Origin of the sequence: Bacillus sp. THAF10 (assembly GCF_009363695.1) — a bacterium.
Classification (GTDB): domain Bacteria; phylum Bacillota; class Bacilli; order Bacillales; family Bacillaceae_I; genus Sutcliffiella_A.
The window spans coordinates 163,340-176,992 of sequence record NZ_CP045403.1 but is presented as its reverse complement, the minus strand read 5'-3'; the positions used below and the strand labels follow the sequence as shown (position 1 = coordinate 176,992).

10 protein-coding genes, 8 tRNA genes and 3 rRNA genes are annotated in these 13,653 nt (G+C 45.5%); 3 read left to right on the top strand and 18 right to left on the bottom strand.

The window, feature by feature from the left end:
• Positions 1-15: 15 nt before the first annotated feature.
• The gene (gene sigW, locus FIU87_RS01010) at positions 16-579 is read right to left on the bottom strand and encodes an RNA polymerase sigma factor SigW (protein WP_152442874.1); all 564 of its coding nucleotides are present in this window, start codon (positions 577-579) and stop codon (positions 16-18) included.
• A 195-nt stretch (positions 580-774) separates the two neighbouring features.
• On the opposite strand from sigW, the gene FIU87_RS01005 reads away from it, so the two are divergent.
• Complete coding sequence (locus FIU87_RS01005) at positions 775-960, top strand: aspartyl-phosphate phosphatase Spo0E family protein (RefSeq protein WP_152442873.1); 186 nt, start codon at positions 775-777, stop codon at positions 958-960.
• 25 nt (positions 961-985) lie between these two features.
• Here FIU87_RS01005 and rocF read toward each other — a convergent pair whose 3' ends face one another.
• The 13 genes from rocF to FIU87_RS00940 all read right to left on the bottom strand — a co-directional run bounded on the left by rocF (position 986) and on the right by FIU87_RS00940 (position 8,853).
• Positions 986-1,888 (bottom strand): arginase, encoded by a 903-nt coding sequence (gene rocF, locus FIU87_RS01000; RefSeq protein ID WP_152442872.1) that lies wholly within the window; start codon positions 1,886-1,888, stop codon positions 986-988.
• A gap of 524 nt (positions 1,889-2,412) precedes the next feature.
• Positions 2,413-2,485 (bottom strand) — tRNA-Ala (locus tag FIU87_RS00995).
• Positions 2,486-2,499: 14 nt separating this feature from the next.
• Positions 2,500-2,575, bottom strand: a tRNA-Lys gene (locus FIU87_RS00990).
• Between the two features lie 3 nt (positions 2,576-2,578).
• Positions 2,579-2,653: transfer RNA gene (locus FIU87_RS00985), tRNA-Gln, on the bottom strand.
• 157 nt (positions 2,654-2,810) lie between these two features.
• Positions 2,811-2,894: transfer RNA gene (locus tag FIU87_RS00980), tRNA-Tyr, on the bottom strand.
• A gap of 33 nt (positions 2,895-2,927) precedes the next feature.
• A tRNA-Val gene (locus tag FIU87_RS00975) sits at positions 2,928-3,003 on the bottom strand.
• Between the two features lie 86 nt (positions 3,004-3,089).
• Positions 3,090-3,164 (bottom strand) — tRNA-Glu (locus FIU87_RS00970).
• Positions 3,165-3,179: 15 nt separating this feature from the next.
• A tRNA-Thr gene (locus tag FIU87_RS00965) sits at positions 3,180-3,253 on the bottom strand.
• 5 nt (positions 3,254-3,258) lie between these two features.
• Positions 3,259-3,333: transfer RNA gene (locus FIU87_RS00960), tRNA-Asn, on the bottom strand.
• 21 nt (positions 3,334-3,354) lie between these two features.
• A 5S ribosomal RNA gene (gene rrf, locus FIU87_RS00955) occupies positions 3,355-3,471 on the bottom strand.
• A 123-nt stretch (positions 3,472-3,594) separates the two neighbouring features.
• Positions 3,595-6,528, bottom strand: a 23S ribosomal RNA gene (locus FIU87_RS00950).
• 205 nt (positions 6,529-6,733) lie between these two features.
• A 16S ribosomal RNA gene (locus FIU87_RS00945) occupies positions 6,734-8,286 on the bottom strand.
• Together the 16S, 23S and 5S rRNA genes with 8 tRNA genes alongside form the textbook arrangement of a ribosomal RNA operon.
• A 330-nt stretch (positions 8,287-8,616) precedes the next feature.
• On the bottom strand, positions 8,617-8,853 hold the full coding sequence (locus FIU87_RS00940; protein WP_152442871.1) for a hypothetical protein: 237 nt from the start codon (positions 8,851-8,853) through the stop codon (positions 8,617-8,619).
• Between the two features lie 142 nt (positions 8,854-8,995).
• Between FIU87_RS00940 and pdaB the strand changes: the two genes are divergently transcribed.
• Positions 8,996-9,760 carry a polysaccharide deacetylase family sporulation protein PdaB gene (gene pdaB, locus FIU87_RS00935; protein WP_152442870.1) on the top strand — a complete coding sequence of 255 codons (765 nt, stop codon included), beginning with the start codon at positions 8,996-8,998 and terminating at the stop codon, positions 9,758-9,760.
• Positions 9,761-9,800: 40 nt separating this feature from the next.
• Here the strand turns inward: pdaB and FIU87_RS00930 are convergent, their stop codons facing one another.
• Positions 9,801-10,403 carry a KinB-signaling pathway activation protein gene (locus tag FIU87_RS00930; RefSeq protein WP_152442869.1) on the bottom strand — a complete coding sequence of 201 codons (603 nt, stop codon included), beginning with the start codon at positions 10,401-10,403 and terminating at the stop codon, positions 9,801-9,803.
• Positions 10,404-10,561: 158 nt separating this feature from the next.
• Between FIU87_RS00930 and gerD the strand changes: the two genes are divergently transcribed.
• Positions 10,562-11,197, top strand: coding sequence for a spore germination lipoprotein GerD (gene gerD, locus FIU87_RS00925; protein ID WP_152442868.1), 636 nt, complete (start codon positions 10,562-10,564; stop codon positions 11,195-11,197).
• 42 nt (positions 11,198-11,239) lie between these two features.
• Here gerD and FIU87_RS00920 read toward each other — a convergent pair whose 3' ends face one another.
• From FIU87_RS00920 to FIU87_RS00910, 3 genes are all read right to left on the bottom strand, one after another.
• On the bottom strand, positions 11,240-12,286 hold the full coding sequence (locus FIU87_RS00920; protein WP_152442867.1) for an Mrp/NBP35 family ATP-binding protein: 1,047 nt from the start codon (positions 12,284-12,286) through the stop codon (positions 11,240-11,242).
• Positions 12,287-12,385: 99 nt separating this feature from the next.
• On the bottom strand, positions 12,386-13,108 hold the full coding sequence (gene cwlD / locus FIU87_RS00915; RefSeq protein ID WP_152442866.1) for an N-acetylmuramoyl-L-alanine amidase CwlD: 723 nt from the start codon (positions 13,106-13,108) through the stop codon (positions 12,386-12,388).
• Between the two features lie 65 nt (positions 13,109-13,173).
• On the bottom strand, positions 13,174-13,617 hold the full coding sequence (locus tag FIU87_RS00910; RefSeq protein ID WP_152446358.1) for a YbaK family protein: 444 nt from the start codon (positions 13,615-13,617) through the stop codon (positions 13,174-13,176).
• Positions 13,618-13,653: the final 36 nt, after the last annotated feature.

Genomic DNA, 13,653 nt, shown 5'->3' with positions numbered 1-13,653 from the left:
ATTACACCTCCAGAATTAAACATGGCGCAACTGCTGCCTAAGTGCTTCTCGCCCTCTGTGTATGCGGGTTTTCACGGTACCAACCGGGATCTCCAGTATCTCACTAATCTCAAGTAGTGATAGCTCATCAATGTATTTGAGAACAATCACAGAACGGTACTTATCCGGCAAATTCAATATTTTTCGCTGAATTTCCTCCTGCAGCTCCATATTCTCCACGTCTTCCTCTGGTAGAGATACATCTGCCGCTACTTGTGAATACATGGTCAACCCTTCTGTACCCGCAACCTCCGCATCTAAATAATAATCCGGCTTCTTCTTGCGAATGCGATCAATGGTAAGATTTGTTGCGATCCGGTACAACCAAGTAGAAAATTTCCTGTTCACATCAAAGCTATTGATATTTACATAAGCTCTAATAAAAGCCTCCTGTGCAATATCCTCTGCTTCATGGGAGTTTCCAATCATCCGGTATACCAACTGATAAATCTTATCTTTAAAAAGCTCCACAATCTCCGCAAACGCGTCTTGATCACCTTTTTTTATCTGTTTTATTCTTTTTCTGATTATCTCTTCCATTCCGTTCCCCCGTTGTATGGCGGTCGACTAGTAATACGTGCCTTCGCCTGAAAGGTTTCATATTCCTAAAAAAAATATTAAAATAATCATTATTTTTTCTCTCTCTACTATTTTAACAAAAATTTACTGAAATTAGTTTAAAAAAGGGTGAATCAGGGTAAAAACCACTAGAAGTCTCGAAAAGGGGTGTAGTTTATGGGGATCTACGCATCCACTACATTGCAAGAAGCTATTGAAAGAAAAAGAGAAGAGATGATTCGGTTATCCCACACAAACCATTTACTATCAAAAGAAGTAATTGATGCAAGCACCACCCTGGATTCCTTAATTAATCAGCACTTGTACCAACAAACACAACGAAAACCAGCATCTTCTTCCTAAAAGAAGTGCTGGTTATTTTTATGGTTTAAAGTAATTTCTCTCCAAACAATGAGCCTATTAACGCAACAGCTACGGTCGCCGTTTTGTTTCTCTCATCTAATATTGGGTTTACCTCGACAAACTCTGCCGAAGTTAAGATATTAGCTTCCTCTAGCATCTCCATCGCCAAATGACTCTCTCGGTATGAAATACCTCCTAATACCGGTGTACCCACACCAGGTGCATCATGTGGATCCAACCCATCTAGGTCAAGGGATAGATGCACGCCATCGACGCCTCTTTCATTTAAATAGGAGATTGCCTCCTCCATTACCGCTGTCATTCCCATACGATCGATTTCATGCATGGTGAATACTTTAATGCCTTTTTCCTTAATCAGCACTTTTTCTCCTTCATCTAAAGAGCGTGCACCAATAATAACAATATTTTCTGCCTTAATTTTATTTTCATAACCACCAATACCCGTTAAGGTTGGATCTCCTAAACCTAGGCTAACAGCCAGTGGCATTCCATGGATGTTACCAGAAGGAGAGGTTTCTCCTGTATTTAAATCTCCATGCGCATCATACCAAATAACACCCATGTTCGGATAATGCTTTCCGAGTCCCGCAAGTGTGCCTATCGCAATACTATGGTCGCCTCCAAGAACTAAAGGAAAGTTCCCCTTCCCTACCACATTATCTACTTGCCCGGCTAGCGTCTCGCTCGCCTCTGCAACCGCTTTCAAATTCTTTAGGTTACTTTCGGTGGAAGCTGTTTTTTCCCTGCTGCCAATTTCAATATCACCAAGGTCTTCTATCGAGTGATTTAGATTTTCTAACCTTTCCACAACTCCCGCATAGCGAATGGCGCTTGGTCCCATATCGACTCCGCGTCGAGTTTGTCCTAAATCCATTGGAACACCAATAATGCTTATATTCTTTTTCATATCCTATGTCCCCCTTTTTTCGTCTATCTCTATTGTATAGGGAAATCCAAGAATGACTCAACTCGACATGGTTTTGAATATATATGCAAGGGTTAGCTGGGAGATTTTAGGTTATGAGGTATGGCGGAAAACGGGGAAAATTTCAGCGGAAGAAGGAGCGAGAGGCGGTATCTCAAAACATTTCATATTTTGCTCGTAAGGTCATCTATTTATCTCTAAAGCCTTCCTCATTTGCTAAAAACCTTCTCAAAAATGCTCACAAGGGATGCCTTTTCCCTCGAAAGCTTGGAACAGTGGGGACTTTTGTTAAGGAATTCATCTAAAAAAGCTTAAACAGAGGGGAGTTCGTTCCAAAATAGGTGAAGTTGATGCCAAAACAACCTGAGTTGATGCTAAAATGCATCGAGTTCGTGCGGAAATACGCCAAGTTCATGCCACACGACCATATCTTACTCCCCTACACCACTTAGAAAAAACAAAAAAGCCATAAACCCGAAAGTTTATGACTTATCTCAAATTTTGAATGGAGCCTAGCGGGATCGAACCGCTGACCTCCTGCGTGCAAAGCAGGCGCTCTCCCAGCTGAGCTAAGGCCCCTTAACAAAAAAAAATGGTGTGCCATGAAGGACTCGAACCTTCGACCCTCTGATTAAAAGTCAGATGCTCTACCGACTGAGCTAATGGCACATATGGCTGGGCTAGCTGGATTCGAACCAACGCATGTCGCAGTCAAAGTGCGATGCCTTACCGCTTGGCTATAGCCCATTGATGTGTTCATGCAACAACTTTTGTTTGCATGAGCTTACTTTCATTTCATACCCTATGTAAACCATTTGCTAACTTCACTTAGTATAACTTTTCTTAAAAAGAATATACATCATTTCAAACAAAAACTTCGGAATATATCATTTCGAAGTTAAAATGGTGGAGGGGGGCAGATTCGAACTGCCGAACCCGAAGGAGCGGATTTACAGTCCGCCGCGTTTAGCCACTTCGCTACCCCTCCAAGGTATATAATGTTCATTTTTTGTGATAAAAATGGTGGAGGATGACGGGATCGAACCGCCGACCCCCTGCTTGTAAGGCAGGTGCTCTCCCAGCTGAGCTAATCCTCCGTTATATTTCACTTATGTGAAAAATGGACAATTATTTTCACTAGCGTGAAAAAAGGATAACTATTTTCGCTCGCGCGAAAAAGTTTTGGTGACCCGTACGGGATTCGAACCCGTGTTACCGCCGTGAAAGGGCGGTGTCTTAACCGCTTGACCAACGGGCCAATTTTTACTATCTAAGCTTCCAACCGGGCTCGAACCGGTGACCTCTTCCTTACCATGGAAGTGCTCTACCTAACTGAGCTATGGAAGCAAGAATGGCTCCACCAGTAGGATTCGAACCTACGACCCTTCGGTTAACAGCCGAATGCTCTACCGCTGAGCTATGGTGGAATAGGCAAAAAAATAATATCTGCCTGGCAACGTCCTACTCTCACAGGGGGACAGCCCCCAACTACCATCGGCGCTGAAGAGCTTAACTTCCGTGTTCGGTATGGGAACGGGTGTGACCTCTTCGCTATCGCCACCAGACAAATTATATTATACGGTTTTTCAAAGGAAAATCAAGCTGTTTTTCAAGCTTTTTTGTTCCTTCAAAACTAGATAATGTGTTCATATCAAGATTTTCATATCGTGTCATCATGTAAATCATATTGGGTTAAGTCCTCGATCGATTAGTATTCGTCAGCTGCACGTGTCGCCACGCTTCCACCTCGAACCTATCTACCTGATCATCTTTCAGGGATCTTACTTACCGAAGTAAAAGGAAATCTCATCTTGAGGGGGGCTTCATGCTTAGATGCTTTCAGCACTTATCCCGTCCGCACGTAGCTACCCAGCTATGCCTTTGGCAAGACAACTGGTACACCAGCGGTGCGTCCATCCCGGTCCTCTCGTACTAAGGACAGCTCCTCTCAAATTTCCTGCGCCCACGACGGATAGGGACCGAACTGTCTCACGACGTTCTGAACCCAGCTCGCGTACCGCTTTAATGGGCGAACAGCCCAACCCTTGGGACCGACTACAGCCCCAGGATGCGATGAGCCGACATCGAGGTGCCAAACCTCCCCGTCGATGTGGACTCTTGGGGGAGATAAGCCTGTTATCCCCGGGGTAGCTTTTATCCGTTGAGCGATGGCCCTTCCATGCGGAACCACCGGATCACTAAGCCCGACTTTCGTCCCTGCTCGACTTGTAGGTCTCGCAGTCAAGCTCCCTTGTGCCTTTACACTCTGCGAATGATTTCCAACCATTCTGAGGGAACCTTTGGGCGCCTCCGTTACTCTTTAGGAGGCGACCGCCCCAGTCAAACTGCCCACCTGACACTGTCTCCCAGCCCGATAAGGGCTGCGGGTTAGAATTTCAATACAGCCAGGGTAGTATCCCACCGACGCCTCCACCGAAGCTAGCGCTCCGGCTTCCAAGGCTCCTACCTATCCTGTACAAGCTGTACCAAAATTCAATATCAGGCTACAGTAAAGCTCCACGGGGTCTTTCCGTCCTGTCGCGGGTAACCTGCATCTTCACAGGTACTATAATTTCACCGAGTCTCTGGTTGAGACAGTGCCCAGATCGTTACGCCTTTCGTGCGGGTCGGAACTTACCCGACAAGGAATTTCGCTACCTTAGGACCGTTATAGTTACGGCCGCCGTTTACTGGGGCTTCGGTTCAAAGCTTCGCTTGCGCTAACCTCTCCCCTTAACCTTCCAGCACCGGGCAGGCGTCAGCCCCTATACTTCGCCTTACGGCTTCGCAGAGACCTGTGTTTTTGCTAAACAGTCGCCTGGGCCTATTCACTGCGGCTCTCTCGGGCTTTAACACCCTAACAGAGCACCCCTTCTCCCGAAGTTACGGGGTCATTTTGCCGAGTTCCTTAACCAGAGTTCTCTCGCTCACCTTAGGATTCTCTCCTCGCCTACCTGTGTCGGTTTGCGGTACGGGCACCTCACTCCTCGCTAGAGGCTTTTCTTGGCAGTGTGAAATCAGGAACTTCGGTACTATATTTCCCTCGCTATCACAGCTCAGCCTTATAGGAGAAGCGGATTTGCCTACTTCTCAGCCTTACTGCTTAGACGCGCATATCCAACAGCGCGCTTACCCTATCCTTCTGCGTCCCCCCGTTGCTCAAACGGAGTGGAGGTGGTACAGGAATATCAACCTGTTATCCATCGCCTACGCCTTTCGGCCTCGGCTTAGGTCCCGACTAACCCTGAGCGGACGAGCCTTCCTCAGGAAACCTTAGGCATTCGGTGGAAGGGATTCTCACCCTTCTTTCGCTACTCATACCGGCATTCTCACTTCTAAGCGCTCCACCAGTCCTTCCGGTCTAGCTTCAACGCCCTTAGAACGCTCTCCTACCACTGTTCGTAAGAACAGTCCGCAGCTTCGGTGATACGTTTAGCCCCGGTACATTTTCGGCGCAGAGTCACTCGACCAGTGAGCTATTACGCACTCTTTAAATGGTGGCTGCTTCTAAGCCAACATCCTGGTTGTCTAAGCAACTCCACATCCTTTTCCACTTAACGTATACTTGGGGACCTTAGCTGGCGGTCTGGGCTGTTTCCCTCTTGACTACGGATCTTATCACTCGCAGTCTGACTCCCATGGATAAGTCTTTGGCATTCGGAGTTTGACTGAATTCGGTAATCCGATGAGGACCCCTAGTCCAATCAGTGCTCTACCTCCAAGACTCTTACTACATGAGGCTAGCCCTAAAGCTATTTCGGAGAGAACCAGCTATCTCCAGGTTCGATTGGCATTTCACCCCTACCCACACCTCATCCGCTCACTTTTCAACGTGAGTCGGTTCGGGCCTCCATTCAGTGTTACCTGAACTTCACCCTGGACATGGGTAGATCACCTGGTTTCGGGTCTACGACCACGTACTCATGCGCCCTATTCAGACTCGCTTTCGCTACGGCTCCGTCTCTTCGACTTAACCTTGCACGGGATCGTAACTCGCCGGTTCATTCTACAAAAGGCACGCTATCACCCATTAACGGGCTCTAACTACTTGTAGGCACACGGTTTCAGGATCTATTTCACTCCCCTTCCGGGGTGCTTTTCACCTTTCCCTCACGGTACTGGTTCACTATCGGTCACTAGGGAGTATTTAGCCTTGGGAGATGGTCCTCCCTGCTTCCGACGGGATTTCTCGTGTCCCGCCGTACTCAGGATCCACTCAGGAGGGAACGAAGTTTCAACTACAGGGTTTTTACCTTCTATGACGGACCTTTCCAGGTCGCTTCATCTACCCCGTTCCTTTGTAACTCCATGTTGAGTGTCCTACAACCCCAAGAGGCAAGCCTCTTGGTTTGGGCTAATTCCGTTTCGCTCGCCGCTACTCAGGAAATCGCATTTGCTTTCTCTTCCTCCGGGTACTAAGATGTTTCAGTTCCCCGGGTCTGCCTTCCATACCCTATGTATTCAGATAAGGATACTGCTCCATTACGAGCAGTGGGTTTCCCCATTCGGAAATCTCCGGATCAACGCTTACTTACAGCTCCCCGAAGCATATCGGTGTTAGTCCCGTCCTTCATCAGCTCCTAGTGCCAAGGCATCCACCGTGCGCCCTTAATAACTTAACCGTTGACCAAAATTGGTCTGTGTCGATATCAGCGATGATATCTATTAGAAAATTACTAAGATGAACGATATTTTGTGAATATCTTGATATTAGTTACATTATCTAGTTTTCAAGGAACAAATGAGACAAATCGACAGATTTGCCATTCATAATAGAGAGAATGCTCTCTCAAAACTAAACAAAACAACAAGCGTCTTTATCCTTAGAAAGGAGGTGATCCAGCCGCACCTTCCGATACGGCTACCTTGTTACGACTTCACCCCAATCATCTGTCCCACCTTAGGCGGCTGGCTCCAAAAGGTTACCCCACCGACTTCGGGTGTTACAAACTCTCGTGGTGTGACGGGCGGTGTGTACAAGGCCCGGGAACGTATTCACCGCGGCATGCTGATCCGCGATTACTAGCGATTCCGGCTTCATGCAGGCGAGTTGCAGCCTGCAATCCGAACTGAGAACGGTTTTATGGGATTGGCTCGACCTCGCGGTTTTGCTGCCCTTTGTACCGTCCATTGTAGCACGTGTGTAGCCCAGGTCATAAGGGGCATGATGATTTGACGTCATCCCCACCTTCCTCCGGTTTGTCACCGGCAGTCACCTTAGAGTGCCCAACTGAATGCTGGCAACTAAGATCAAGGGTTGCGCTCGTTGCGGGACTTAACCCAACATCTCACGACACGAGCTGACGACAACCATGCACCACCTGTCACTCTGTCCCCCGAAGGGGAAGGCTCTATCTCTAGAGTGGTCAGAGGATGTCAAGACCTGGTAAGGTTCTTCGCGTTGCTTCGAATTAAACCACATGCTCCACCGCTTGTGCGGGCCCCCGTCAATTCCTTTGAGTTTCAGTCTTGCGACCGTACTCCCCAGGCGGAGTGCTTAATGCGTTAGCTGCAGCACTAAAGGGCGGAAACCCTCTAACACTTAGCACTCATCGTTTACGGCGTGGACTACCAGGGTATCTAATCCTGTTTGCTCCCCACGCTTTCGCGCCTCAGCGTCAGTTACAGACCAGAGAGTCGCCTTCGCCACTGGTGTTCCTCCACATCTCTACGCATTTCACCGCTACACGTGGAATTCCACTCTCCTCTTCTGCACTCAAGTTCCCCAGTTTCCAATGACCCTCCACGGTTGAGCCGTGGGCTTTCACATCAGACTTAAGAAACCGCCTGCGCGCGCTTTACGCCCAATAATTCCGGACAACGCTTGCCACCTACGTATTACCGCGGCTGCTGGCACGTAGTTAGCCGTGGCTTTCTGGTTAGGTACCGTCAAGGTGCGAGCAGTTACTCTCGCACTTGTTCTTCCCTAACAACAGAGCTTTACGACCCGAAGGCCTTCATCGCTCACGCGGCGTTGCTCCATCAGACTTTCGTCCATTGTGGAAGATTCCCTACTGCTGCCTCCCGTAGGAGTCTGGGCCGTGTCTCAGTCCCAGTGTGGCCGATCACCCTCTCAGGTCGGCTACGCATCGTCGCCTTGGTGAGCCGTTACCTCACCAACTAGCTAATGCGCCGCGGGCCCATCTGTAAGTGATAGCCGAAACCATCTTTCAACAAGAAACCAGGAGGTTTCTTGTATTATCCGGTATTAGCTCCGGTTTCCCGAAGTTATCCCAGTCTTACAGGCAGGTTGCCCACGTGTTACTCACCCGTCCGCCGCTAACTTCTATAAAAGCAAGCTTTTAAGAAGTTCGCTCGACTTGCATGTATTAGGCACGCCGCCAGCGTTCGTCCTGAGCCAGGATCAAACTCTCCAATAAAGAGTTTGAGCTGTTGCTCAAAATTTGTTGCTAGCTTGTTACTTAAATTCGTTCATGTTAACCCCGTAAGGTCAACGTGGACGCTGTTGTTTTGTTTAGTTTTCAAAGAGCATTTTGTTTTCAAAATCGCTCAGAAGCGACTTTTCTAATTTACCACATTGACGCGTTCAATGTCAACATGTTTTTTTATTTTTTCGACTGCAAATTGTTGTGTGTCTTGCAGCGACGAATAATAATATACCATGCAGTTTCTTTTTCCGTCAACTGTTTTTTTCATTTATTTTTTAAACTTTTTTTCATAGGAAAACCGTAGCGATGATTCGCTACGGTTCAATAGGATTCTTTCTCTCTATACACTGCTTTAGAACGAATATATTTCATGCATTCGGTGGGAGGTGCGATACGGGTGAACATTTTATATAGGATTTGATAGCGTTCCTCCATTGCGTGCTTTACTACTCTGTCTATACGTTGATCCTCAAAGTCGTGGAGCAGCTCCTCCAACTCTCTTTTGAGAAGGTATTCCATTTCTTTTACTTCCTTGTTATTTAAAAGCATTCCTAACATTTCTTCACCTCTAAACATTACTTTATAATGTAGTTTTTCCACCAAAGTTCAATTTATGAAACATTTCCCTAAATATTTTTTGCATAAGATTTGTCCTTTAGAATATTTATGAAAGTAGAGACTGTGGACAAGGAGGCAAAGTATGAATGGTTTTTATGTGATAAATGGAAAAAAGCTTAAGCACTATTCCATCATTATTTTAGTGGCATTCTTTACTGCAGGTATCTTATATATTGAGAATTTTTCAAACATGCCAGTGTTTTCAACAAAGGACGGCCCAAGGGCAATTTATAAAGGCGAGGGAAATAATAAAGAGGTTGCTCTCTCCTTTGATATTAGCTGGGGAGATGAAAAAGCCGTGCCTATTCTTGATTTGCTAAAGAATAACGGCGTGAAAGGGGTCACTTTTTTCCTCTCTGCGTCCTGGGCAGAAAGACATCCGGATATCGTCAAGCGGATTGTGGAGGATGGGCATGAAATTGGGAGCATGGGATATACGTACGAGAATTACCGGGATTTAGAGGACTTAAAGGTTAAACGAGATATTTTACGCGCGGTGGATGTGTTTAATAAGCTTGGCATTCAAAAAGTTTCCTTGCTCCGTCCGCCAAAAGGGGCTTTTGATAAAAGAGTATTGGAAATCGCCAACTCCCTTGGATTTACAGTGGTGCATTGGAGTGTAGATTCTCATGATTTGATTAATCCTGGAAAGGACATCATCGTGGAGAACGTCACAAGCAAGCTGAGTAATGGAGATATTGTGCTGTTGCATGCTTCTGATTCGGCTAAGCAAACAAGTGAAGCCTTGCCAGATATCCTCCAGTACATTAAAAGCAAGGGGTATGAAATTAGCAGTGTAACGGAGCTCATTAACAATACAAAAGCGAAAAGCAAGGAAATTCAATAGAAAAAGGCGCTTCTCACCACTAAAGGTGAAGCGCCTTTTTCTATTTTGCTGCAGAGCTTTTATTCAGTCTGTGTAATAACAAGAGTTGATAGGAGTTACATGCGAGCAGTGGGAACAGCATGAACAAGAGCCATTCTGGTTGGTTTTCACGAAGCACCGGAAACCATTCCACCGTTGTCACGACTACCATAAAGAAAAGGGCTGGCACAAAGGCGTGTTTATTGGTTTGTGCGCTCTTAACGTAGGCTACTAGCAATCCGTATAGTAACAGAAATACAGGGTAAGCAAAGTACGGCAACAAGGAGTCGCCGTCATTGGCAAATGCAATGTAGCGGAAGTAGACTAAATCAAACAGAACAAAAATAATAAGAACCATTTGCACCGCGCTCCAAAGCGATTTGAAGATACCAAGTCCGAAGCGATGAATGGTGAGGTATGCGAAGAAACCCATTTGACTAATGATACTAAAGATCAAGCCAACACCGATATACCAAGCAATAACTGAGAAGAAATCCAAGTATTCTCCATTTGCGAATTCTGTAATATGTTGATCCCAACGAACTATAAACGCAACAATAACCGTACTTACTGCTCCGACTAGTAACGTGGAAAGAAATAATCGAACCCAATTACGACTGTTCACTGTTTCTTTTCCTCCATTATGACAGATTAAAGACACTATTACTGATTGTACCAATCCAGCCGGTAAAAATCCATATTAGGGCACTCGTAAATTTGTATATTTCCTTAACTTTGTCACATATTAAACGTATGCAAACCTGTTGGAAGGAGTTATTTTTGATGAAAAAAGTTACAATACCGCTTCTCCTTCTTTTCCTGTTGCTCACTGGATGTGCACAGGGCGAAAAAGGCGGACAAATGGATTATGAAGAAACCAAGAAAATGGTTGTTGATATATTAAAAACGGATGATGGAAAGAAAGCCATTGAAGAAATAATGGCTGATGATAAGATGAAGGCTAATTTTGTCCTTGATCAAGAGGTGGTCACAAAGTCCATTGAGCAAACCCTAGACAGCAAAAAAGGCGCAGAGTTTTGGAAAAAGGCGTTTGAGGATCCGAAATTTGCTGAAACCTTTGCTAAAAGTATGCAAAAGGAACATGAAAAGCTGTTGAAGGAGCTTATGAAAGATCCGGAATACCAAGGGATGATGGTGCAGATTTTGAAAGACCCTGAGATGGAAAAGCAAATGATTACTGTCATGAGCAGTCAGGAGTATAAAAAGCATCTTCAAAAAGTCATTACAGAGACCTTTGAAAGTCCGTTATTTAAGGCAAAACTACAGGATTTACTGTTAAAGGGCGCTGCTGAAATGCAAGGAGGACAAGGCGGCGGTCAAGGTGGCGGTGAGTCCGGTGGCGGCGGCGGTGGTTCAGAAGGTGGACAAGAAGGATCTGGTGGAGAAGGTGGAGCATAAAAAGAAAAGCAGGCACATCAAATGTCGATGGCCTGCTTTTTTTTATGTTAATTCTACAACCTTAGTTGCTATCTGCTGATAGATTTTCCCTAAATCATGGTCTGCTTGATAGACTGATGGCGCAAAGTCCTCGTCGTTCCAATCTGGCTGCTGCAAAGGTAGCTTCCCGAGTAACGGGGTTTGCAGCTCTTCAGCAAGCTTTTCCCCTCCGCCTTTTCCAAAAACGTATTCTTTTTCGCCAGTTAGCTTGCTTTCAAAATAGGCCATGTTTTCAATAACACCAATCACTTCATGATCTGTTCTGATAGCCATTGCCCCTGCTCTTGCAGCAACAAAAGCTGCTGTTGGGTGTGGTGTAGTGACAATTAGCTCCTTACAGGAAGGCAGCATAGAATGCACATCTAGTGCCACATCTCCTGTTCCTGGTGGCAGGTCCAGTAAGAGATAATCGAGATCGCCCCACTCTACTTCGTTAAAGAAGCTGTTAAGCATTTTCCCAAGCATCGGTCCTCTCCAAATAACAGGGGAGTTATCCTCTACAAAAAAGCCCATTGAAATGACCTGTACACCAAAGCGTTCTACGGGAATAATTTTCTCGCCGCGAACAACAGGTCTCTTCGTAATCCCCATCATATCCGGAACACTGAAGCCGTAAATATCCGCATCAATTAAGCCTACTTTTTTGCCAAGCCTTGCTAAGGAAACAGCAAGGTTAACCGATACCGTTGATTTCCCTACTCCGCCTTTTCCACTTGCAATAGCAAGGAATGTCGTTTTGTTGCTAGATAAAAGCGTTTCTTCTTCCTTCGGTGCTGCCGCTCCAAAGCGTTCGATCACTTCTTGTGGTAGCTCTGTAAAACGCAAGCCCACAGTTGCAGCACCTGCCTCCTTTAACAGGTTCACAATCGTGCTTTGTAGTTGCATCTGTTCAGCCGTGCCAGTTTTCGCAAGCGCGACCTTCACGCTGACGTGGTTTTTTTCTTCTTTTATCGAAATTTCCTGAACTGCGTTTGTTTCTTCAAATGTTTTATGTAAAAACGGATCGTGCAGATCTTTTAATAGCTGTAATACCTTTGCTTCTGTTAACAAAATGACCCCCACCTTTATCTATTATTCAAAATATATAATGTATTCGTTTACAATATCAGTATAACATAAAACCGAACAAACCTCCCTATTATAGGAAGGTTATTGAGGAGGATCGGGAAGTTCGCCTTCCTCCGTATAATGGCGCATAATTCCGTTGTAGATCGATGCTGCGATAGACTTTTGGTATTCCTCCGTGTTTAAAAGGCTCCTTTCAGCAGGGTTAGAAAGAAATCCAACCTCAACGAGAGCACCTGGTATGTCTGCGTTCTTTAAGATAAACAAACTGTTCATTGGTTTGGCATACCGATCGGTGTTCTCCAAATTCCCTCTGAACTCCTCTTGAATGAACTTGGCCAAACGTGCATTATCCTCATGCTTGCTTCGATGATAAAAGGTTTGCGCCCCCCTCCAGCGCGGAGATGGAATGGCGTTTAAATGAACACTGATAAATAAATCTCCATCCGATTCGTTTATCATCTCGATACGTTTTCGTAGATCCTCTACTTTTCTGCGACTGTAGCCTTTCGTGGCAGGATCTGCAAGGTCCTTGTCCTCCTCACGAGTCATTAATACTAACGCGCCTTGCTCTTGAAGGTAGTCTCTTACAAAAAGGGACACCTGAAGGGCAACATCCTTTTCTAAAACATCTCCTCCAACCGCTCCACCATCAGGTCCGCCATGCCCCGGATCAAGGATGATTATTTTTCCGCTTAGTGGCAAATTCCATTGTTCCCATGTATCTTCCGAAAACAGCTGATACTGAAATATCGCTGTCATTGCAAGGATTATTGTTAAGAAGCCCCAAAATTTCCACCTTCGCATAAAAAATATCCCTCCCGCATGTCCATTCCTTACACTATATGGGACAAGGGGAGGGATTATGATAATTAGTGCAGGCGCATTCGGTATCTTTTTTCGCCCTTTTGGAAGCCTTCACGCCACCAGTAATCGGTAAATGCTTCACATGTCATAAAAAAGGACTCATGTGCCAGGTCATTTTCTGGGATCAAGCCCCAGTAGAGAAAATAATTATATAGCGTATCAACTAAGTATTTTTCTTCTATATGACAGCGAGTTTTTACTTTTTCCACTGTTTCACCGTGATAGCCAAACTTACTATAGGATGCACCTAGTAAATATGCCTCAATCGCAACATCCAGGGAGCCTTCTTCTATAACGCTCACCTGTTGACGTTTATTTTTTAAATAAGGGGAGAAGAATTCCTTCACCTTATTGCGTAATACTTCTAATGAAATCTCACGGAGCATTTTGCGCTCATACTTCATTTGCTTTTCTAAGCGCTTCTCCTTGAAGGTGGTAACCACATTCATCTCTTTCACGCCCTTTCTCCCTTAGTTTCCTAATGG